This window comes from Polynucleobacter sp. MWH-Berg-3C6 (assembly GCF_018881855.1).
GTDB lineage: Bacteria > Pseudomonadota > Gammaproteobacteria > Burkholderiales > Burkholderiaceae > Polynucleobacter.
Window position 1 is genome coordinate 26,995 of the sequence record NZ_JACVPN010000002.1, and the last position, 19,847, is coordinate 46,841.

22 protein-coding genes are annotated in these 19,847 nt (G+C 46.0%); 5 read left to right on the top strand and 17 right to left on the bottom strand.

All coding sequences use genetic code 11. The features are described from left to right. Window positions 1-14 precede the first annotated feature (14 nt). Entirely contained in the window at window positions 15-1,268 is a 1,254-nt protein-coding gene (locus tag ICN13_RS05095) for a M48 family metallopeptidase (RefSeq protein ID WP_216139333.1), read from the top strand. A gap of 2 nt (window positions 1,269-1,270) precedes the next feature. Then, window positions 1,271-2,284, top strand: a complete 1,014-nt coding sequence (rsgA, locus tag ICN13_RS05100) for a ribosome small subunit-dependent GTPase A (protein WP_216139334.1) — start codon at window positions 1,271-1,273, stop codon at window positions 2,282-2,284. Here the strand turns inward: rsgA and ICN13_RS05105 are convergent. The 6 genes from ICN13_RS05105 to rpsP form a co-directional block, all read right to left on the bottom strand. After that, window positions 2,229-3,188 carry a CobD/CbiB family protein gene (locus tag ICN13_RS05105; RefSeq protein WP_216139335.1) on the bottom strand — a complete coding sequence of 320 codons (960 nt, stop codon included), beginning with the start codon at window positions 3,186-3,188 and terminating at the stop codon, window positions 2,229-2,231. The genes rsgA and ICN13_RS05105 overlap by 56 nt on opposite strands. Then, window positions 3,185-3,922, bottom strand: coding sequence for a CoA pyrophosphatase (locus ICN13_RS05110; RefSeq protein ID WP_216139336.1), 738 nt, complete (start codon window positions 3,920-3,922; stop codon window positions 3,185-3,187). Before ICN13_RS05110 ends, ICN13_RS05105 begins: the two co-directional genes overlap by 4 nt. A 65-nt stretch (window positions 3,923-3,987) precedes the next feature. Next, window positions 3,988-4,383, bottom strand: a complete 396-nt coding sequence (gene rplS, locus ICN13_RS05115) for a 50S ribosomal protein L19 (protein WP_216139337.1) — start codon at window positions 4,381-4,383, stop codon at window positions 3,988-3,990. Window positions 4,384-4,504: 121 nt separating this feature from the next. Continuing rightward, window positions 4,505-5,251, bottom strand: coding sequence for a tRNA (guanosine(37)-N1)-methyltransferase TrmD (gene trmD, locus ICN13_RS05120; protein WP_216139338.1), 747 nt, complete (start codon window positions 5,249-5,251; stop codon window positions 4,505-4,507). Between the two features lie 18 nt (window positions 5,252-5,269). Further along, a complete protein-coding gene (gene rimM, locus ICN13_RS05125; protein WP_216139339.1) occupies window positions 5,270-5,833 on the bottom strand; it encodes a ribosome maturation factor RimM in 564 nt (187 codons plus the stop codon). A gap of 90 nt (window positions 5,834-5,923) precedes the next feature. Further along, complete coding sequence (gene rpsP, locus ICN13_RS05130; RefSeq protein WP_087909239.1) at window positions 5,924-6,169, bottom strand: 30S ribosomal protein S16; 246 nt, start codon at window positions 6,167-6,169, stop codon at window positions 5,924-5,926. Between the two features lie 220 nt (window positions 6,170-6,389). Between rpsP and ICN13_RS05135 the strand changes: the two genes are divergently transcribed. Continuing rightward, on the top strand, window positions 6,390-6,938 hold the full coding sequence (locus ICN13_RS05135; RefSeq protein ID WP_255534057.1) for an META domain-containing protein: 549 nt from the start codon (window positions 6,390-6,392) through the stop codon (window positions 6,936-6,938). Window positions 6,939-6,961: 23 nt separating this feature from the next. Next, window positions 6,962-7,408 (top strand): hypothetical protein, encoded by a 447-nt coding sequence (locus ICN13_RS05140; RefSeq protein WP_216139340.1) that lies wholly within the window; start codon window positions 6,962-6,964, stop codon window positions 7,406-7,408. 39 nt (window positions 7,409-7,447) lie between these two features. Here ICN13_RS05140 and ICN13_RS05145 read toward each other — a convergent pair whose 3' ends face one another. The 5 genes from ICN13_RS05145 to ICN13_RS05165 all read right to left on the bottom strand — a co-directional run bounded on the left by ICN13_RS05145 (window position 7,448) and on the right by ICN13_RS05165 (window position 13,653). Continuing rightward, on the bottom strand, window positions 7,448-9,235 hold the full coding sequence (locus ICN13_RS05145) for an acyl-CoA dehydrogenase (protein WP_216139341.1): 1,788 nt from the start codon (window positions 9,233-9,235) through the stop codon (window positions 7,448-7,450). A gap of 40 nt (window positions 9,236-9,275) precedes the next feature. After that, a complete protein-coding gene (locus tag ICN13_RS05150) occupies window positions 9,276-10,211 on the bottom strand; it encodes an electron transfer flavoprotein subunit alpha/FixB family protein (protein ID WP_216139342.1) in 936 nt (311 codons plus the stop codon). Beyond that, the gene (locus ICN13_RS05155; protein WP_216139343.1) at window positions 10,212-10,961 is read right to left on the bottom strand and encodes an electron transfer flavoprotein subunit beta/FixA family protein; all 750 of its coding nucleotides are present in this window, start codon (window positions 10,959-10,961) and stop codon (window positions 10,212-10,214) included. It lies immediately after the preceding gene. 76 nt (window positions 10,962-11,037) lie between these two features. Next, window positions 11,038-12,690 carry an acyl-CoA synthetase gene (locus tag ICN13_RS05160; RefSeq protein WP_216139553.1) on the bottom strand — a complete coding sequence of 551 codons (1,653 nt, stop codon included), beginning with the start codon at window positions 12,688-12,690 and terminating at the stop codon, window positions 11,038-11,040. Between the two features lie 42 nt (window positions 12,691-12,732). After that, the gene (locus ICN13_RS05165) at window positions 12,733-13,653 is read right to left on the bottom strand and encodes a histone deacetylase family protein (RefSeq protein ID WP_216139344.1); all 921 of its coding nucleotides are present in this window, start codon (window positions 13,651-13,653) and stop codon (window positions 12,733-12,735) included. An 83-nt stretch (window positions 13,654-13,736) separates the two neighbouring features. Between ICN13_RS05165 and ICN13_RS05170 the strand changes: the two genes are divergently transcribed. Then, a complete protein-coding gene (locus ICN13_RS05170) occupies window positions 13,737-14,990 on the top strand; it encodes a lytic transglycosylase domain-containing protein (RefSeq protein ID WP_216139345.1) in 1,254 nt (417 codons plus the stop codon). Here the strand turns inward: ICN13_RS05170 and cysM are convergent. From cysM to rfaE1, 6 genes are all read right to left on the bottom strand, one after another. Further along, on the bottom strand, window positions 14,987-15,898 hold the full coding sequence (cysM, locus tag ICN13_RS05175; protein ID WP_216139346.1) for a cysteine synthase CysM: 912 nt from the start codon (window positions 15,896-15,898) through the stop codon (window positions 14,987-14,989). The two genes, ICN13_RS05170 and cysM, sit on opposite strands and share 4 nt — an antisense overlap. A 41-nt stretch (window positions 15,899-15,939) precedes the next feature. Next, window positions 15,940-16,368, bottom strand: coding sequence for a helix-hairpin-helix domain-containing protein (locus ICN13_RS05180; RefSeq protein ID WP_216139347.1), 429 nt, complete (start codon window positions 16,366-16,368; stop codon window positions 15,940-15,942). Between the two features lie 122 nt (window positions 16,369-16,490). Next, window positions 16,491-17,273 (bottom strand): hypothetical protein, encoded by a 783-nt coding sequence (locus ICN13_RS05185; protein ID WP_216139348.1) that lies wholly within the window; start codon window positions 17,271-17,273, stop codon window positions 16,491-16,493. Then, the gene (locus tag ICN13_RS05190) at window positions 17,273-17,710 is read right to left on the bottom strand and encodes a hypothetical protein (protein WP_216139349.1); all 438 of its coding nucleotides are present in this window, start codon (window positions 17,708-17,710) and stop codon (window positions 17,273-17,275) included. The genes ICN13_RS05185 and ICN13_RS05190 overlap by 1 nt, the downstream gene beginning before the upstream one ends. Before the next feature lie 175 nt (window positions 17,711-17,885). Then, a complete protein-coding gene (gene rfaD / locus ICN13_RS05195; protein WP_216139350.1) occupies window positions 17,886-18,905 on the bottom strand; it encodes an ADP-glyceromanno-heptose 6-epimerase in 1,020 nt (339 codons plus the stop codon). Continuing rightward, a complete protein-coding gene (rfaE1, locus tag ICN13_RS05200) occupies window positions 18,902-19,831 on the bottom strand; it encodes a D-glycero-beta-D-manno-heptose-7-phosphate kinase (protein ID WP_216139351.1) in 930 nt (309 codons plus the stop codon). Before rfaE1 ends, rfaD begins: the two co-directional genes overlap by 4 nt. Window positions 19,832-19,847: the final 16 nt, after the last annotated feature.

A 19,847-nucleotide genomic window follows, 5' to 3' on the forward strand; every position in this document is an offset into this window, starting at 1 on the left:
TCTATAATGATCTCATGACATTCACAATTATTTTTCTAATCGCTTTTATTGCCAGTTTTGGCCTACGCCACTGGCTTTCTCAACGTCAAATTCGCTATGTTGCCCAGCACCGCGATCGGGTTCCTGCAGAATTTTCCGAAAAAGTGACTCTGGCTGAACACCAAAAAGCGGCTGACTACACTATCGCCAAATTACGCCTTGGCATTTTAGAAAACGGTGTCAGCGCCATCATTTTAATTGGCTTCACTTTATTGGGTGGCTTGCAGATCCTCAATATGGCTCTCCTGCAATTTTTCGGTGAGGGCATTGCTCAGCAAATTGCCTTGCTGGTCTCCGTTGTGATCATCTCCGGAATTCTTGATCTACCCTTCTCTTGGTACAAACAGTTTTATCTAGAAGAGCGCTTTGGCTTTAATCGCATGAATGCAAAACTATTCTTCAGCGATATGGTTAAAGGAATCGGAGTTGGAAGCGCAATTGGCGTACCACTACTCTGGGTCATTCTGAGCTTAATGGACCAAGCTGGTGATCTATGGTGGCTTTGGGCATGGGGAGTATTGACAGCGTTTAGTTTATTAATGCAATGGATCTTCCCAACATTTATTGCACCCCTCTTTAACAAGTTTCAAGCCTTAGAAGAGGGCCCTTTAAAAACTCAAATTGAAGCACTTCTTAATCGCTGTGACTTTGCAAGCCAAGGATTATTCGTAATGGATGGCAGTAAGCGCAGTGCCCATGGCAATGCCTTCTTTGCCGGCATGGGCAAAGCTAAACGCATTGTGTTCTTTGACACCTTAATTGAAAAACTGAATCCTGGTGAAGTAGAAGCAGTACTCGCGCACGAGTTGGGCCATTTCAAGCGCAACCATATTCGCAAACGCCTCTTGGTTTCTTTTGCCCTAAGCTTCGGGATGTTTGCCTTGCTAGGTTGGATTAGCACTAAGGTGTGGTTCTATACCGATCTGGGTGTTATGCCCAATCTCAATGGCTATAACGGCGGTCTTGCGCTAGCCCTCTTTATGCTCATCTCTCCAGTATTCAGTTTCTTCTTTACACCCCTGGGTAGTCTTGCCTCACGCAAACATGAATACGAAGCAGATGGCTTTGCTGCTGAGAAGTCTTCTGCAAAGGACTTAATCTCTGCTTTAGTGAAGCTATACCAAGATAATGCCTCAACCCTTACGCCTGACCCCATTTACACCGCCTTTTATAGTTCGCATCCGCCCGCTCCCCTGCGAATCGCCAACTTACAGCGCTTTAATTCGTAAGCATGGATCAATTTCACGCGCTACTAACTGCTTCCTATGGAAGACACTATCTAGCGCAGCGTTTGGTAAAAGATGCACAGGGAAATAAATCTCCTCAGGGACCATTAATTCAAGTGAGCACTCCTGCTAAACAACACGTTGGTGCAGTTGGCGATCGCCTACTCCTAGAGATGACATCAGCAGATCAAGCGCGCATTATTCAAATTGAACCACGTGAAAATATTCTGTATCGCTCAGATGCATTTAAGAGCAAGATTATTGCCTCTAATGTGGATCAAATCCTAGTGGTGCTGGCAACCCAGCCCGCCTTCTCGCCTGATCTTTTAGGTAGAGCGGTAGTAGCCGCAGAAGCCAATCAAATTGGTTTACACATTCTCTTAAATAAATGTGATCTCAAAGATAACTTAGATCATGCTCGCAAAATCATTGCGCCCTACGCTCGCATGGGCTACCCGGTGAGTGAGGTATCTGCCAAATTTGATACTGCTTCGATTGATGCGCTTCAAGGTGCACTGCAGGGTAAGGTATCGGTCTTTGTTGGCCAATCTGGCATGGGAAAATCTAGCTTGCTCAACGCCTGGGTTCCGAATGCTGCGGCTCTCACACAAGAATATTCAGTCCGTCTGGATACTGGGAAGCACACCACTACTGCTTGCCGTTATTTTGAATTACCTGAAGCTTGGGGCAGAGATGAATCAGGTAAGCTTGGCGCGCTGATCGATTCGCCAGGATTTCAGGAGTTTGGCTTAGCGCATATGTCGGTAAGTGAACTACAACATGCCTTTAGAGAATTTAAAGACTTATTAGGTAAATGCCGCTTTCATAATTGCGCACATCAATCAGAACCTGATTGTGCAGTTCGTGATGCGGTAGACAGAAATGAAATAGCGCCAGAAAGATTGGCGCTATTTAGACAACTGCGTTCGGACTCAAAAACAGCCGATACCCAAATTCAGGGAATTAGCCAAGCCAAAGAGCGATGGTCAGCATTAGCAACAAAGCCATCCAAGCGATAACCAAGCGCCATACTAAACCGACTGCAGAACGCATTGTGCGCTCAGTTGGCTCAAGACCTACTTCATAGATTAGCGGCTCTCCAGCCTCCGCCATACGCAAGGCTTCATCACTCTCAGGCTCACTCAAAGGCTCGCCCAAGCGCACGCCCAGGGCACCGCCACCTGCAGCCAAAATTACAGCTGATAAAGAATCGGTCCATTTTTGGGTGAGGTAACGCCAGGCATACACAGCGCCTTCAAAGTTACCAACAATCGCAAAACCCATTGCAGTAATGCGAGATGGAATCCAATCTAGCACGTAGAAGAAATGGCGCGCTGCTTCACTCAAATTAAAGTCGCCGCGCTCAGACCATCGTTGCGCAGCAATATCAGCCAAACGGTAAAGCACAACTCCTGCGGGGCCCATTGGCATCATGAACCAAAACAATACGCCAAAGACATGGCGATGTGAGCCAATGATGGCGCGCTCAAGGGCAAGTGAAATCACTTCGGTCTCTGTCAAGTTAGTGGTATCTAGCTCTGGGCCATACCATTCACCTAAAGCGGCACGGGCAGCCGGCAAATCATGTGCCTCGATGGCTTCATGCACCAAGGTAAAAGAATGACTGAACTGGCGGAAGCCAAAAAACAAATAAGCAATGACTACGTTCCACAAGAAGCCCAAGATTGGGTAGGTCACCATACAAACGACATACACCAAGAACACCAAGAAGGTTGGCAGAATAAAGGCAACCAAGCAGGCCATACGAGCGCCAATAGGACTTGCGCCATCTTCAGTCTTACCGCCAAACTCTCCAGCAACCCAATTTAACCAACGGGTGCTCATGCGCACAATCCAATGGCTTGAAGTTACTGGGCGATATTGCTCAGCAATGAGGGCGAAGAGAATAGAAAAGAAAGTCATACTTTTAATAAATGATAAAGGTTGCGCAACATTCCCGCAGTAGCACCCCAAATAAAGCGGTTCTCATAAGGCATTGAATAAAACCGACGGCCACCCTGCTCACTTTGCCACAATCTGACCTGGTGGTTAGCTGGGTCCAACAAAAAACTTAAGGGCACTTCAAAAACATCTGCTACTTCAAATTCATCTAAGACATATTCTGCCTGAGCTTGCACCAATCCTACTACCGGGGTAACGCTATAGCCAGAAACCGTTAAATATTGGGGTAAATGGCCAACAATCTCGACCCGCTTAGGATCCAAACCAATCTCCTCTTCGCTTTCTCGCAAAGCAGTGTCATTTGGGCTGAGATCTTCGGGATCCATACGACCACCAGGAAAACTAATTTGCCCAGCATGATCCCGCAGATGATTGGTACGCTGGGTTAGGAGTACCGATAAACCCTCTTCCTTTAATACCAGCGGTATTAATACCGCTGCCTTAGTAACCTTGCCTGCGGCCTGACGCTTGGCAATAATATCCGCTGCAATCACATGGCGGTTTTCATCAGTGATCTCCGGCTGCCAATCTGGTTGATTTTGTAGGCGCAATTTCAAAGCCTCAGGCTCTAAAAATTGAGGGGACACCTTTTTATCATTACTACGAATCTCATGAATTGGAATAGCTTGCGCATCAAATCCTGGAGGCGTAGCCACATTGATTACATCTTCTTCAGGTTTAGGCGTCTTGGGCATATTCATATTCTAAGGCAACAAAAAAGGCGACCTAGGCCGCCTTTCTGTTTGCATCAAAGCAGCAATTATTCAGCAGCTGGAGCAGCTACTGCCTTAGCGCGTGCTTGAAGCTTTTCTTTAATACGTGCTGACTTACCAGAACGATCGCGCAAGTAGTACAACTTTGCACGACGCACATCACCGCGACGCTTCACTTCAACGCTAGCGATCAATGGTGAGTATGTTTGGAAAGTACGCTCAACGCCTTCACCAGAAGAAATTTTACGCACGATAAAGCTGGAATTGAGTCCGCGATTACGCTTAGCAATCACAACGCCTTCAAAGGCCTGGGTACGCTTACGTGTACCTTCAACAACGTTAACACTAACAATCACAGTGTCACCAGGCGCAAAGCTTGGCAATACTTTATTAGCACTTAAGCGAGCAATTTCTTCTTGCTCAATTTTTTCGATCAAATTCATTTTTAATCCTTAAACATCTTATTAGCGTTTAATCCCGAGATGTAAATCAACGGACCTAACAGAGGATGCAGTTAAAACAATTTCACTAAACCAAAAACTAAACCTTTAATCACAACTCGATTTATAGAGAGCGAAGAAACTGTTCATCTTCTCGGGTTAGCAACCCATTGGCTCTGGCCGATTCAATTAAATCTGGCCGGAGCCTGAACGTCAGCTCTAAAGACTTCTGCCGACGCCAATCCGCTATTTTAGCGTGATGTCCGCCTAAAAGCACGTCCGGTACTGATAAATTTTCATATATTTCAGGGCGGGTGTAGTGGGGATAGTCCAAAAGACCATTCATAAAGCTATCCTGGGTGGCTGATTCGCCATCCCCTAGGGCCCCCGGAACCAGCCTAATAACCGCATCCATGATCGCCATAGCGGGGATTTCACCCCCAGACACCACAAAATCCCCAATCGAAAGCTGTAAATCTACGTTTCGATCCACAAAACGTTGGTCTACCGCCTCATATCGGCCACAAATAAAGCTTAAATTGCCGTAATTCAGGATATCCGCTGCAATTTTTTGAGAAAACCGCTCCCCCTGAGGTGCCAGAAGACAAATGGGGCCTGACTTAATATTCGCTGCCTGGTGGGCTGATTTAATGCCAGCAACAGTATCTTCCAGGGGCTTGGCCATCATGACCATTCCTGGGCCACCACCATAGGCGCGGTCATCTACTGTTTTACGAGGATCGGAACAAAAATCTCTCGGATTCCACAAATGGACGCTAGCCAAGGATTGCTCACAGGCACGACCAGTCACCCCCCACTGCGTGAGAGCGGAGAACATTTCTGGGAATAAGGTCACAACATCAAAGCGCATATTTCAATTTGTCTGTTTTTACCAATCACTCTGCCAATCGAGTGTGATTGTTTTATTTTCTAAGTCTACGTTTTGCACTACTTCTTTTACAAATGGCACCAATTGTTGAATTGCATTTGTGGCGGCGTCTCCAATGACGATCACGCCATGTGCGCCATGCTCGGTAACATCAATCACTGCACCCAGGGCTTCGCCTTGTAAATTTTTTGCCTGACAGCCAATGAGGTCGACCCAATAATAGGAATCACTATCCGCTTTTGGAAAGGCGTCACGTGCAACTAATATTCTGGCGCCTTTTAATGCAAGCGCTTGATCGCGATCACCAACACCCTCTAGTGCCATGACAACATTACCGCTATGCATCTTGGCACTCTTCACTTTGTATTGAGTCAAAGAAGCTTGCTCTACAGACGCAGAAACGCCTGCACCCCTGCGCGGGATGAGAGATAACCAAACAGCTTTGGAAGATAGAAGCGCTACAGGCTCTGATGAGTGAGGTCTCACCTTCACTTGACCCTGTAATCCTTGTGCCTCAGAAACGGCGCCAAGTTCAATCAAATCATTTAGGGAAGGTGCACTCATTTGAAAGACACCTTATTTTCCCGAAATAGAACTACTAAAAATCCTGCCACTAAAAACTCCACCGCAAAGATGAAGTCCTAAGCAAATTATTTAAACAGCAGGATTGTTTTTGATCAAACGAACAACGGTTGGAGATACTTGCGCACCAACACCAGTCCAGTAAGTCAAACGATCTTGAGCGATGCGCATAGCTTGCTCAGATTCAGCTGCTTTAGGATTGAAATAACCAATGCGCTCGATAAAGTTCGAGTCACGACGGTTGCGCTTATCAGTAGCAACGATGCTGTAAAAAGGGCGCTTCTTAGAACCGCCGCGTGCCAGTCGAATGACGACCATACTTATTCCTTAAAAAATCTAAAATGAAAACAGGTTGATTACAACCCAATGAAATTTCTACAAAAAATCCTGGGCTCCAGCCCACCAACTAAACGTACGGTAGAGCGGAAAACCTCATATTCTAGACGAAAACCCCTACTTCTTCCACCTATTTCAGTGTCTAAGACGATAGAATACAATGCTGTAACACATAAAAAATATATATAAAACAATAACTTAGATGAATATCTCCTCAAAATTAGTAGCTAAGACCTTTTCCAAAGGCCTTTCTAGAGGCTTCTTAAATAGCCTTTTTGTGTTGTTTTCATCCATTGGCATCGCCCTTTTGAGCGGATGCGCCAATGTCATCCCGCCCTGCGGCGCAAAAACCAGTCCTCCTAGCAGCGAACTACGCAACACTAAATGGGAGCTCACTCGCTGGAATTTACCTCCCAATAACAATGGCGAGGTACGCACCCGCCAAATTCCTCAGGGCGAAGCAAGTAACCCGATTCAAATTACTTTTGATGTCAATGGTCAGCGTGTGAGCGGCTCAACTGGTTGTAATAAATTCACGGCACAACTAGACGAAGATTCTCGTGGGTTCACCTTCACTAAAATTGCCAGCACCAAGATGGCATGCACGCCGCAGCGCAATGAATTAGAAAATGATTTTCTGTATGAGCTCAATGACTATCGCAGTATTGTTCGTAATGGCGACCAATTGCTCATGATTGGTGCCGACAGGCAAGTGCTTAGCTTCACACAACGCCCAAACACCAGTAAATAAATAATTACCAAGACAAAAAATTCATGAAAAACTCTAAACTTATTTTTTGCGCTCTCGGATTCTTCTTTCCAGGCAGCGGACTTAACTGTTTTTACTTACAAGGGCTTAAATCGTTTTGGGCTTGGGTCCAATTGTTTGCATTGATTGGCGGCATTGCTGGCTGGACCATTCTGAAGAGTGAGCACTTTCACTCTGCGCCCGGGTGGGTGCTACTTACCTTTGGCTTTATTGCTATCGAAGCAAGCTGGTTAACCACCATTACCTTTGGCCTTCGCCCTGATGAAAAATGGGATGCGCAATTTAATCCCGGCGTTGAAGAACAAGGTCGCACCCGCTCTGGCTGGCCAGTCATTCTGACAGTGATCTTCTCACTCGTATTTGGTGCTGGTGTCATGATGACTTTTTTAGCCGTCTCTTTTGAGCAATTCTTTATTTCTCAAATCCATGAAGCAAAAAAGCTATCCCAATAATTGCAGATAGCTTTTGATGCATCAAGAACGATTTTTAGCCTAGAACTGCTCTACCTCTAGCGCATTAGTAGAATGGCCGCTTTCAATGATGGAAGTTGCTAAAGCCCCAGCCTGTGGCAATAAATTCTCAGCAAAGAATCGTGCTGTAGCAATCTTAGCGCTATAAAAAGCAGGATCGCCATCACGCAAACGCTCTGCTGCTAAGAGGCTACGCGCCATTTGCCACGCACCCAGCACCAAACCAGACAAGCGCAGATACGCAAAGCTGCCGGCATACACTGCCTTGGTATCGCTCTTGGCATTTGCCACGATATAGGCGACAGCTTCTTCAAATGCAGCACGTCCGATAGCTAGCTGCTTGAGTACTGACTTAGCATCCGCTGAACCGCTGGCTGCCAATACTTTTTCCGTTTCTGTAATTTTCTCTACAAATAGTTTTGCAGTAGCGCCGCCATCACGTACGGTTTTTCTACCGATTAAGTCGTTCGCTTGAATAGCAGTAGTGCCCTCATAAATGGTCAAGATGCGAGCATCGCGGTAATGTTGTGCAGCGCCGGTCTCTTCAATAAATCCCATGCCGCCATGTACTTGCACACCTAGGCTGGCAACCTCAATCGACATCTCAGTTGAGAAGCCTTTCACAATCGGCACCAAGAACTCATATATCGCTTGATTAGCTTTGCGCTGTGCTTCATCAGGAGCCGCATGCTGGGCATCATAAGCAGCCGCAGCGTAATAGGCCAATGCACGAGAAGCCTCTGTATAGGCACGCATGGTCATCAACATGCGCTTGACATCGGGCTGATGAATAATCGCCACTGGACCGGGGGATCCAGCCAGATCACGACTTTGAACGCGATCCTTTGCATACTGCACTGCCTTTTGATAGGCACGCTCAGCAACAGCAATGCCTTGCATGCCTACTGCGAAGCGAGCTGCATTCATCATTACAAACATATATTCTAGGCCGCGATTCTCTTCGCCTACCAGGTAGCCAATCGCTCCGCTATGATCACCAAACTGTAAGACCGCTGTTGGACTCGCCTTAATTCCTAATTTATGTTCGATCGACACGCAATGCACATCATTGCGCTCTCCCAAAGAGCCATCAGCATTGACTAGGAACTTCGGAACTACAAACAAAGAGATTCCCTTTACGCCTTCTGGTGCATCTGGAGTTCTAGCCAAGACTAAGTGGACAATATTCTTAGCCATATCATGCTCACCATAGGTGATATAGATTTTGGTACCAAAGATTTTGTAGCTGCTATCACTCTGAGGTACTGCTTTAGAGCGGACCATCGATAAATCAGAGCCAGCCTGTGGCTCGGTTAAGCACATGGAGCCAGTCCACTCACCCGAAATCATATTCGGTACGTATTGCTCTTGAATCTCTGGGCTAGCAGCAGTTAATAAAGCCTCAATCGCACCATCTGTCAGCATGGGGCACAAAGCAAAAGACAAGCTTGCTGAATGCACCATTTCAAAACAGGCAGTCGCAATTAATTTTGGCAGGCCTTGACCACCAAACTCGGCGGGATGTACTACACCCTGCCAACCAGCAGCAGCAAATTGCTCAAAGGCTTCTTTAAAACCAGGGGTTGTCGTAACGACACCGTCTTTCCAAGAACTTGGATTTTGATCGCCTGGCCAATTCAGTGGAGCAACAACGTCTTGATTGAATTTTGCAGACTCTTCCAGAATTGCTGGCGCTAAATCAACATCAGCGCCTGCTTCAGCGTAAGAAGGATAAGCAACAACATCCGATAGCCCAGCCAATTCATTCATCACAAACAACATGTCTTTTACTGGGGCTGCGTATGGCATTACTACTCCTCTTTATTCACGTGCACTATTTCAGTTGCCTTTAACTCAGCGCTTTAGTTAATTCAGGAACTGCTGTGTTGAGATCAGCCACTAAACCGTAATCTGCAACACTAAAGATTGGAGCCTCTGGATCTTTATTGATTGCAACAATCACTTTAGAGTCCTTCATGCCTGCTAAATGCTGAATCGCACCAGAGATGCCCACTGCAATATAGAGCTGTGGAGCCACAATCTTTCCAGTTTGACCGACCTGGTAATCATTCGGAACATAGCCTGCATCCACCGCAGCACGTGAAGCGCCTAAAGCAGCGCCCAGCTTATCAGCCAATGGAGCGATGAGCTCTTGATACTTCTCTCCAGAACCCAAACCGCGACCACCCGAAACAATGATCTTGGCAGCAGTTAATTCTGGACGATCAGACTTTGTTAATTCACGACCAACAAATGATGAAGAAGTTTGACTATCAGCAGCAGCTTGTTTTTCAATGCTAGCTGCGCCGCCATTAGCAGCTACCGGATCAAAACCAGTAGTACGCACTGTGATGACCTTTACAGCATCCGCAGACTGTACAGTAGCAATCGCATTGCCAGCGTAGATTGGGCGCTCAAAAGTATCAGGAGAAATTACTTTGGTGATATCCGATAACTGAGCAACATCTAACTTTGCAGCAACACGGGGTAACACGTTCTTACCATTGGCAGTAGCTGGAGCTAATATATGGCTATAGTTCTTAGCAATAGAAAGAATCTGCGCAGCCAAAGGCTCGGCCAATTGATCTGCCAGATTAGCTGCATCAATTTGAATCACCTTACGCACGCCTGCAATTTGCGCAGCTACTTGTGCAGCTACATCAGATTGGTTGCCGGCAACCAGGATATCTACCTCGGGAGAGCACTGCAAAGCCGCTGCTACAGCATTTAAAGTGGCAACCTTTAAAGATTGATTGTCGTGTTCGGCAATAACAAGAGCAGCCATTTAGATCACCTTCGCTTCATTTTTTAATTTATCAACAAGGGCTGCTACATCGGCAACCATCACGCCCGCACTTCGCTTGGGTGGATCTTCAACCTTCAGAGTTTTAAGGCGCGGAGCGATATCTACACCCAAATCCTCGGACTTCATAATATCGATTGTCTTTTTCTTAGCCTTCATGATATTTGGCAGGGTCACATAGCGTGGCTCATTCAGACGCAAGTCAGTAGTAATCACGGCCGGCAAAGTTAGAGCAATGGTTTCTAGGCCGCCATCTACTTCACGCGTCACGGTAGCCTTGCCATCCGCTATGACTACTTTAGAAGCAAAAGTAGCTTGCGGAATATCTAAAAGACTAGCCAACATCTGACCGGTTTGATTGCTATCGTCATCAATTGCTTGCTTACCAAGAATAATAATTTGTGCCTGTTCTTTTTCGGAGAGGGCTTTAAGAATCTTAGCTACTGCCAATGGTTGCAATTCAGCATCAGACTCAACCAAGATTGCACGATCAGCGCCGATAGCTAAGGCAGTACGCAGTGTTTCTTGACACTGAGTTACACCCGCACTAACCACTATCACTTCAGTAGCAATACCAGCCTCTTTGAGACGCACTGCTTCTTCAACTGCAATTTCATCAAAAGGATTCATACTCATTTTGACGTTCGCAAGATCGACACCTGAACCATCTGACTTAACCCGAATTTTGACGTTGTAATCAACAACTCGCTTTACTGCAACTAAGATCTTCATTTGGAATTCTCAATATTGATAAAAATTTGCCGCTATTTGTTTAACTTCTTATTTTATCCGCCCCAGCCTTCAGAAACTAGACATCAATAGCAGTGGCAGAGCCAGCTTGCTTTCGCAGTTCAAACTTCTGGATTTTTCCAGTTGAAGTCTTGGGTAGCTCTCCAAAGACAATCGCCTTGGGCACCTTAAATCCAGCTAAATGCTGCTTGCAATGAGCAATGATGTCCGCGGGAGTGACCTCAACCCCTTGCTTGATTTCCAAGAAGGCGCAGGGTGTTTCACCCCATTTTGGATCAGGCTTAGCAACTACCGCTGCCGCAAGCACTGCAGGGTGACGATATAAAACATCCTCAACTTCAATAGAAGAAATATTTTCTCCCCCGGAAATAATGATGTCCTTACTGCGATCTTTAATCTTCACATAGCCATCTGGGTTCATGACCGCCAGATCGCCCGAATGAAACCAGCCGCCTTCAAAGGCTTCTTTGGTAGCCTTCTCATTCTTGAGGTAGCCCTTCATAGCGATATTGCCTTTGAACATAATCTCGCCCATTGTTTCACCATCAGCAGGAACGGGCTTCATTGTTTCGGGATCGAGCACATCGATTGCTTGCTGCAGGTGATATCGGGCGCCTTGACGCGCATTCAAACGAGCACGTTCACCAATATCCAATTCATCCCATTCATCTTGTTTCACACAAATTGCAGCAGGACCATATGTCTCCGTCAGGCCATATACATGGGTTAAATCAAACCCGAGCTTTTCCATACCTTCGATAATAGAAGCTGGGGGTGCAGCGCCTGCAATCAGACCCTTTACACCAGCAGGTACGCCTACCTTCATCTCATCTGGGGCATTGACCAAGAGATTATGAACAATCGGCGCAGCGCAGTAATGGGTGACACCATACGCTTTAATTGCGTTAAAAATATGTTGTGCATCTACGCGGCGCAAGCAGACATTAATGCCAGCGCGAGCGGCAATAGTCCAGGGGAAACACCAGCCGTTGCAATGGAACATCGGCAAGGTCCACAAATACACTGGATGCTTATTCATATCCCAATCAAGTACATTGGAGATGGCATTGATTGCAGCGCCACGATGGTGATACACCACGCCCTTAGGATTTCCGGTAGTGCCAGAGGTGTAGTTAAGACAAATCGCCTGCCATTCATCTGCAGGCACCTGCCAGGCAAATTTTGGATCGCCTTCGGCCAGCAATTGTTCGTAGGTCAGTTTTCCTAGCTTCTCACCTGCTACATCGAATTCCGTTTCCTCTACGTCGATAACCAAGATGTCACGACCACTTTCTTTCTTGGCAATCTCTAATGCTTTTTTCATCACCGCTGAGAATTCTGGATCAACGATGACTACTTTAGCCTCACCGTGGTTCAACATAAACGCAATCGATTCAGAATCAAGGCGAGTATTTAAAGCATTTAATACAGCACCAGCCATCGGAATACCAAAATGGGCCTCGACCATAGGCGGCGTATTTGGCAACATCACCGCGACTGTATCTCCGAGTCCAATGCCATGCTTTTGTAAGGCACTCGCAAGGCGACGGCAACGCTCATCCGTTTGCCGCCAAGTTTGACGTAATTTCCCATGAATGATGGCTGTCTTAAGTGGATAAATCTGGGCTGAACGCTCCAAGAAGAGCAGCGGAGTTATAGGGGTAAAGTTCGCTGAAGTGCGATCTAAACCCTGTTCATAAATATTTGCCATCATGCACTTTCAATAACAGTTTTTTAATTCAATTGGTATGACTTAAAGATCAGCCAATGCCTTGACGTGAGCCACCACACTTCGACCTAATGCAGAGAGGTTGTATCCACCCTCAAGGCAACTCACAATGCGATTTTGTGAGTAGTCTTTTGCAATTTCTTTAAGACGCTTAGTAATCCAAACATAATCATCCTCAACTAAACCCATTTGGCCTAAGTCATCTTCACGATGGGCATCAAACCCAGCAGAAATAATGATGAGCTCGGGCTCAAAGTTACGCAGCGCCGGTAACCAACGCTCCTCCACAATAGAGCGCACCACATCACCACGGGTGGATGCTGGTAATGGCACATTCACCATATTGTCCGAAGAATCTAGGCCGCTATAGGGATAAAAGGGATGCTGGAAAAAACTGCACATCATCACATGAGGATCATTAAAGAATGCAGCCTCCGTACCATTACCGTGATGCACGTCAAAATCAATGATGGCAACGCGCTCAATACCATAGGCTTCTTGCGCGTAACGAGCTGCAATTGCAACGTTATCAAATAAACAAAAGCCCATGGAACGGGTTGGCTCAGCATGGTGACCAGGCGGTCTTACAGCACAGAAGACATTTTCGACCTCGCCCTTCATCACTGCATCAACCCCTGCAATTGCAGCGCCCGCTGCACGCAATGATGCTCTATAGGTATGAGGGTTCATAATGGTGTCACCATCAAGCATGAAGTAGCCGCTTTCTGGCGCACGGTCCCTCACAAATGCGACATGGTCTGGGCTATGAACTAATTCCAATTGATCTTCAGTGGCCAGGGGGGCATCCAAATGATGGAGGAAACGATCTACGCCACTGCGGATCAATTGATCATTGATCGCCTGAATACGTTCGGGGCACTCTGGATGGTGGCCTCCCATCTCATGTTTTAGAAAGTCTGGATGAGTTATGTATCCTGTTGTCATTACTCTTAACCCTTAATAGCAAAACTCTTATTTTTATAATCTAATTAAACGTGTTTATTTCTGGAAAATCCACCAAAGCGCACATGAGCCTTCGCGTCTCCTCCTTATTACTGGCCCTCACTCTTGCTGGCTGCTCTAGCACGCCCACACAACCAACAAAGCCAGAACAACCCATCGTAAACCAAGCTGACGATACGGTCGCTGAAGCACGATTTAGCCAAAACTTGAATGAATTACTAAGCCAAGTCTCTCAAACCCAAGAAATACCGCTACAAAGCTTAGAATCAGGCTTTCTAGATGCTAAAACGATTCCATCTATACGCAAATTGGTATTACCCCCATCGGGTACTTTTAAGAAAAATTGGTTGGCATACCGTAAGCGCTTCATTGAACCAGTCCGCCTAAAAGCAGGAAAAGCCTTTTGGGAAGAAAACCGGGCATTTTTAAGCCAAGTAGAGCAAGATTCCGGGGTTCCGGCTGAGATCATTGTTGCCATTATTGGTATTGAGACCATTTATGGGCGCCAGACAGGTAATTTTCGAGTAAAAGATGTCCTCGCCACCCTAGCCTTTAGCTACCCTGAGACGCCCAATAAGCCAGCCCGCGAGCAGCTCTTTAAAGACCAACTAAAAGAACTCATTCTTTTATGCTGGACCGAAGCTGGCGGTAAGCTGCCGGCAAAAAACAATACTCAAGGCGTCAACAACGCTCGCTTTAGTGCCTGTCTCAATCAAAATAGCTCCTATGCTGGTGCTATTGGCTTACCGCAATTTATGCCCAGCAGTATTCGTAGCTTTGCAGTTGATGGTGATGGCGATGGAAAAATTGATTTAAAGCAGAGTCCCAAAGATGCCATTGCTAGTGTTGGCAACTTCATGAAAAAGCATGGCTGGCAAAGTGGCATGCCCATTTCTTTTCCAGTTCAACCCAATGGCATTGAGGCTGCCAAAGAACTGGCTGATGGACAGCCACAACTAAAGCATACAGTTCAAGAGTTAATTGAAAAAGGAATTTTGGCTAAACAGCAAGGGGATTTGCAAAGTGGTGGCGTTGAACCCAGTAGTAAAGCATTTATTGTTGATCTACCCTATCCCGACAAGGATGACTCAGATCAAGTCCAATATTTTGTAGGCTTAAATAATTTCCTGACAATTGTTCAATACAACCGCAGTTATTTCTATGCACAAAGTGTTGCTGAGTTTGCGGAAGCTTTGGGATACAAGAATCAAAGTGTAGTGCCAGCAGAAAATACTGTTAAAACAATGGGCACTAAAAGCGCTAATGAAAAAACGAAGTCTAAAAAAACGAGCGCAAAGAAAAAGCCTAAAGTAAATTAAGCTGGGAACACACCGGTAGATAGATAGCGATCACCACGATCGCAAACAATAAAGACAATTGTGGCGTTCTCAACCTGCCGTGCAATGCGCAGAGCCACTTCTAAAGCGCCACCAGCCGATATGCCGCAGAAGATGCCCTCTTCAGCTGCCAAGCGGCGAGCCATCTCTTCTGCATCGGCTTGCGTGACATATTCAATACGATCTACTCTATCGCCCTGGTAAATCTTCGGCAGATACTCTGGAGCCCATTTACGGATTCCTGGAATTTGTGAACCCTCTTCAGGCTGTGCACCAATAATCTGAATGGCGGGATTCATTGACTTGAGATAAGTCGAGACGCCGGTAATCGTTCCAGTAGTGCCCATCGCAGAAACAAAATGGGTGACTTGACCATCAGTATCGCGCCAAATCTCTGGACCGGTGGTTTCAATATGAGCCCGTGGATTATCTGGATTGGCAAACTGATCTAATAATCTACCGCGCCCCTCTCGTTGTAGTTGGAGAGCATAATCTCGCGCAAACTCCATGCCACCAGTAGCGGCTGTCAGAATCAATTCAGCGCCATAAGCAGCCATACTTTGACGACGCTCAATACTTTGATTCTCTGGCATGACTAATACCATCTTATAACCTAACATCGCAGCCGTCATCGCCAAAGCAATGCCGGTGTTGCCACTAGTTGCTTCAATCAAGGTATCGCCAGGTTTAATTTCGCCACGCTCTTGCGCACGCATGATCATCGACAGCGCAGGTCGGTCTTTCACCGACCCGGCTGGATTGTTTCCTTCAAGCTTACCCAAAATCACATTATTGCGAGCTGAATTCTCAACTCCAGGAATGCGTTGTAACTGAACCAAAGGCGTATTGCCTACAGTTTGTGAAATAGTCAGGTAAGAAGGTTTGCTCATAAAGCCATTTTAGCCATAAGCCCACCTACACGCGAAAGGGTTTAATTTCGGCGGCCTGCTCCCGCACGCTCCGGCTGATGGCGATGACTATTTTGATTACGAGAATGACGTCTGCCAGAGGGGCCACCTTCCTTCTGAGTTCTACCATTGGGCTCCCGAAAAGAGCCTGGAGCCTCAATTGTTAAACCGTTATCAACCATCTTTTCGACGGATTTCATGCCAATGCCGCGAACTCGTTTCTGTAAGTCATTGGCATCTTGAAAATGGCCACCATCCAAACGCTCAGCAATAATGGTTTTTGCCTTGGATGGCCCAATTCCTTTAATACTCTCTAACTCTGATTGAGTGGCAGTATTCACATTGATTGGAGATGCAATGGCAACGCCCAGGGCGGAAACTGCCAGCACTGCAGCAAGCGCAGTAGATCTCACTAAACCAGTTAAGACACTAATATTTAAATATCGACTCATACGTTCTCCAGTAGTAAATAAAAATCCACGGACACAAAGTGCGCGTGGATTAGTTAAAACGAATAAAGAGAATGAATGATGACAATATTTTGGTGATTACAGGCGAATAAAATCAGGCCTACTTAACTGACGATTCCCTTAAGGCCTGTATAGATAGATGCCGCGGTCGTTCCTAGGGCCACAACTGTTCCCCCATGCTCTTGCAGGGTTTTCATAAGTCCAAAGACAGCCTGAATAGAAACACCATCTGCAGATTTAGTTGACGCCGCCTTAATTAGTGCATTGATGACGCCTTCTTGGCGACGCCTTTCCTTATTTGTATAAGCAACTCTACCAAGCAACATTCCAGTCAAAAAGCTGAAGGCAATACTTGCAGAATATTCGAGAACCTCTCTCAATTCAAATAGGTTCTGTGGCCATACGGGCGAATGATCGACCAAGCTAGTAATCCAGCTCATACCAATCACTGATGCAATCGCCAAAAACACCACGCCAATGAACCAAGGGAAAAGCTTATGCGCATGAACCTTAAATAAAAAATAGGCAAAAGGTAATGGAACAATCATAGAAATGATACGTAGATAGATCATCTTAGTGTCATAAACCACTGCAATTAACCAATGTGCTACCAGAAGTAAAAGTAATGGCACGATCAAATAAAGAGCAATATCTTTTGCCCAGGCGAACAAAGGCCTATTGGCGAGTTGCTGATTTCGCTCCTCCAATAAGTACTCAAGCTCAGCAATCCTAAGCTCATTAACTTCTTGATTAGGGATTGCAGCCAACTGCCCTTCTAGGCTAGCAATCTTAGCCATCATTGGTTTAAAGAGATGTAGATCACGAGTACAAGTCTTGCAGACGTGAGCCTCTTCTGAAACTTCAGATAGGCAATATGGACAATTCATTATTTATTAACCACTAAATTCAATACTGAATTTGTTTCGCGCCCCTCGGTATCCTTCACCGTTACACGAATAGTATGCGTACCTGGAGGAACATCTGCTTTTGCGAAATCAATTCCATTGGCAGAGATAGCACCCTTTAAACGAGGTGTTAAATCAACAAAAGGAGATTTCATATAAATCACTTTGACAGAGCTTGGATTAATCTTGGCGTCACCGCGGGTCTCAAAGTTCACCTTGAAATCAAAAGGTGCAACTACTGGTGTGCCCACCTCCGGAGATGCCAGTTTAATTGCTGGCCCTCGCGAAATGCCTCGAGTAGCAACCGCACCAGTAGCCGGCGGAAGAGCTGCCTCTTTTGCGCTAATAAGGGGGGTTGCAAAACCCAGCCGGGTAAATATAGCTAATAATGCAGCAAATAATAGGTGGCTTGATTTCATAAAACCTCATGTAATTAAAACAATCTTTCAGTTAAATCTTAACTCAATCTCTAACCCCCAAAAAATGGAGTCCAGAACAATGGATAGAGCGAGAAATTCTTCATATCAGCACCCTTTGATGGATGGACTTGGATACTCCTGAGAATCAAAGCCGACTAAAGATACTTTTTACAACCTAAAGAGGATTGGCTAAAAAGCCTGAGTTAGCCTCTAACCACTCAATATATCTTCCTACGCCCTGCTCAACGTCAAGAAAGGGTGCTGTGTAGCCCGCTGCACGAAGTTTAGTTAGGTCAGCTTGAGTAAAGCACTGATACTTTCCTCTAAGCGCATCTGGAAATGGAATGTACTCAATCGCTTTTTCTTTTACGAGCTCTTGTAGGCTGGCAGGTTTTGCCTTATCCAACTTACGCATTGCATTGGCTACCGCATGGGCAACATCATTAAACGGTTGAGCGCGACCACTACCCAAATTAAAGATACCGCTGATTTCTGGGTGATCCAAAAAGTAGAGGTTTGCTTTGACAACATCTTCAACCGAGACAAAGTCACGACTTTGCTCGCCCGGACCATAACCACCATACTCGCCAAAGAGTTTTACATGGCCATTGGCCTTGTACTGATGATATTGATGAAAGGCTACCGATGCCATGCGGCCTTTATGAGATTCGCGTGGGCCATATACATTGAAATATCGGAAACCAACTACCTGGGCAGTATTTGCTTTTTCTGCAAAACGCTTACGCATCACTTGGTCAAATAAGAACTTAGAGTAGCCGTAGATGTTGAGCGGCTTCTCATGCTCACGACTCTCTACAAACACATCAGAACCGCCATAGGTGGCTGCTGATGAAGCATATAGAAGCTGTACTTTTTGTGCAGTACAGATGTCCAGCAAGTCCATGGTGTAACGATAGTTATTCGCCATCATGAAAATGCCATCTGTCTCCATAGTGTCAGAGCAAGCGCCCTCATGAAAAACGGCCTTTACCTTGCCAAACTTGCCGCTTCTAAATGCTTCCAGAAACTCATCTTTATCTAAGTAATCAATGATGTCGAGATCAGCAAGATTGCGATACTTATCGGCGGGACGAAGATCATCAACTGCAATGATATTTTTTTCACCACGCGCATTGAGCGCTTGAACAATATTTGCACCAATAAAACCAGCGGCGCCAGTTACGATAATAGTCACTGTAATTCCTCTGAAGTAACAGTTGCAGTTCCAAGCTTACCAACCACAATACCACCAGCGCGATTTGCCAAAGCCATTGCTTTCTCTAAAGGCCACTGAGCAGCTAATGCAACGGCTAAAGTGGCAATCACGGTATCGCCAGCACCAGATACATCAAAAACTTCGCGGGCCTGTGCCTTGACGTGGCTAACACCAGCCTCGGTATATAAACTCATCCCCTCTTCTGAGCGGGTCAGCAGCAATGCCTGTAGGTCCAATGACTTTCTGAGGGCTTGAGCCTTGTTGGTGAGATCCTCTTCGCTAGTCCACTTCCCAACAACCTGACGCAGCTCACTCCGGTTAGGGGTTAAGACAGTAGCACCGCGATACTTTTCATAGTCTTCGCCCTTAGGATCAACCAAGATCACTTTATTTTGCGCTCTTGCCTGCTCAATCATATGGGCTACCTGGCCTAAGGCGCCCTTGCCGTAATCCGACAGAATCACGACATCAGCACTGCCAACCAATTTTTCAAAACGCTCTAACTTATGAGCCAAGGCCTTTTCACTTGGAGCCTCTTCAAAGTCAAGACGGATTAATTGTTGCTGACGTGCAATCACACGCAACTTCACAATCGTTGGTACATCTGCATCAATTTCTAACTGACTATCAACACCACCTGACTTTAGCAACTCGACGACGCGCTTACCGGGCTCATCATTACCAACAATACCTAGAATAGTTGTGTTAGCACCCAAGGCTGCCACGTTACGAGCAACGTTTGCTGCGCCACCCAAACGCTCATCAATCTTGCCAACCTGCACTACTGGTACAGGAGCTTCAGGTGAAATCCGATTGGTATCACCAAACCAGTAGCGATCAAGCATGACATCGCCAACCACTAGTAAACGGGTTTTAGAAAACTGGTCTCGGTTCGCTTTTTCCATAGGACTATATTTGTAT

Bases quoted from the DNA above. Each gene is read 5' to 3' on its own strand.
- ICN13_RS05095 (WP_216139333.1), top strand. From the start codon at position 15: ATGACATTCACAATTATTTTTCTAATCGCTTTTATTGCCAGTTTTGGC.
- rsgA (WP_216139334.1), top strand. From the start codon at position 1,271: ATGGATCAATTTCACGCGCTACTAACTGCTTCCTATGGAAGACACTAT.
- ICN13_RS05105 (WP_216139335.1), bottom strand. From the start codon at position 3,188: ATGACTTTCTTTTCTATTCTCTTCGCCCTCATTGCTGAGCAATATCGC.
- ICN13_RS05110 (WP_216139336.1), bottom strand. From the start codon at position 3,922: ATGCCCAAGACGCCTAAACCTGAAGAAGATGTAATCAATGTGGCTACG.
- rplS (WP_216139337.1), bottom strand. From the start codon at position 4,383: ATGAATTTGATCGAAAAAATTGAGCAAGAAGAAATTGCTCGCTTAAGT.
- trmD (WP_216139338.1), bottom strand. From the start codon at position 5,251: ATGCGCTTTGATGTTGTGACCTTATTCCCAGAAATGTTCTCCGCTCTC.
- rimM (WP_216139339.1), bottom strand. From the start codon at position 5,833: ATGAGTGCACCTTCCCTAAATGATTTGATTGAACTTGGCGCCGTTTCT.
- rpsP (WP_087909239.1), bottom strand. From the start codon at position 6,169: ATGGTCGTCATTCGACTGGCACGCGGCGGTTCTAAGAAGCGCCCTTTT.
- ICN13_RS05135 (WP_255534057.1), top strand. From the start codon at position 6,390: ATGAATATCTCCTCAAAATTAGTAGCTAAGACCTTTTCCAAAGGCCTT.
- ICN13_RS05140 (WP_216139340.1), top strand. From the start codon at position 6,962: ATGAAAAACTCTAAACTTATTTTTTGCGCTCTCGGATTCTTCTTTCCA.
- ICN13_RS05145 (WP_216139341.1), bottom strand. From the start codon at position 9,235: ATGCCATACGCAGCCCCAGTAAAAGACATGTTGTTTGTGATGAATGAA.
- ICN13_RS05150 (WP_216139342.1), bottom strand. From the start codon at position 10,211: ATGGCTGCTCTTGTTATTGCCGAACACGACAATCAATCTTTAAAGGTT.
- ICN13_RS05155 (WP_216139343.1), bottom strand. From the start codon at position 10,961: ATGAAGATCTTAGTTGCAGTAAAGCGAGTTGTTGATTACAACGTCAAA.
- ICN13_RS05160 (WP_216139553.1), bottom strand. From the start codon at position 12,690: ATGGCAAATATTTATGAACAGGGTTTAGATCGCACTTCAGCGAACTTT.
- ICN13_RS05165 (WP_216139344.1), bottom strand. From the start codon at position 13,653: ATGACAACAGGATACATAACTCATCCAGACTTTCTAAAACATGAGATG.
- ICN13_RS05170 (WP_216139345.1), top strand. From the start codon at position 13,737: ATGAGCCTTCGCGTCTCCTCCTTATTACTGGCCCTCACTCTTGCTGGC.
- cysM (WP_216139346.1), bottom strand. From the start codon at position 15,898: ATGAGCAAACCTTCTTACCTGACTATTTCACAAACTGTAGGCAATACG.
- ICN13_RS05180 (WP_216139347.1), bottom strand. From the start codon at position 16,368: ATGAGTCGATATTTAAATATTAGTGTCTTAACTGGTTTAGTGAGATCT.
- ICN13_RS05185 (WP_216139348.1), bottom strand. From the start codon at position 17,273: ATGAATTGTCCATATTGCCTATCTGAAGTTTCAGAAGAGGCTCACGTC.
- ICN13_RS05190 (WP_216139349.1), bottom strand. From the start codon at position 17,710: ATGAAATCAAGCCACCTATTATTTGCTGCATTATTAGCTATATTTACC.
- rfaE1 (WP_216139351.1), bottom strand. From the start codon at position 19,831: ATGGAAAAAGCGAACCGAGACCAGTTTTCTAAAACCCGTTTACTAGTG.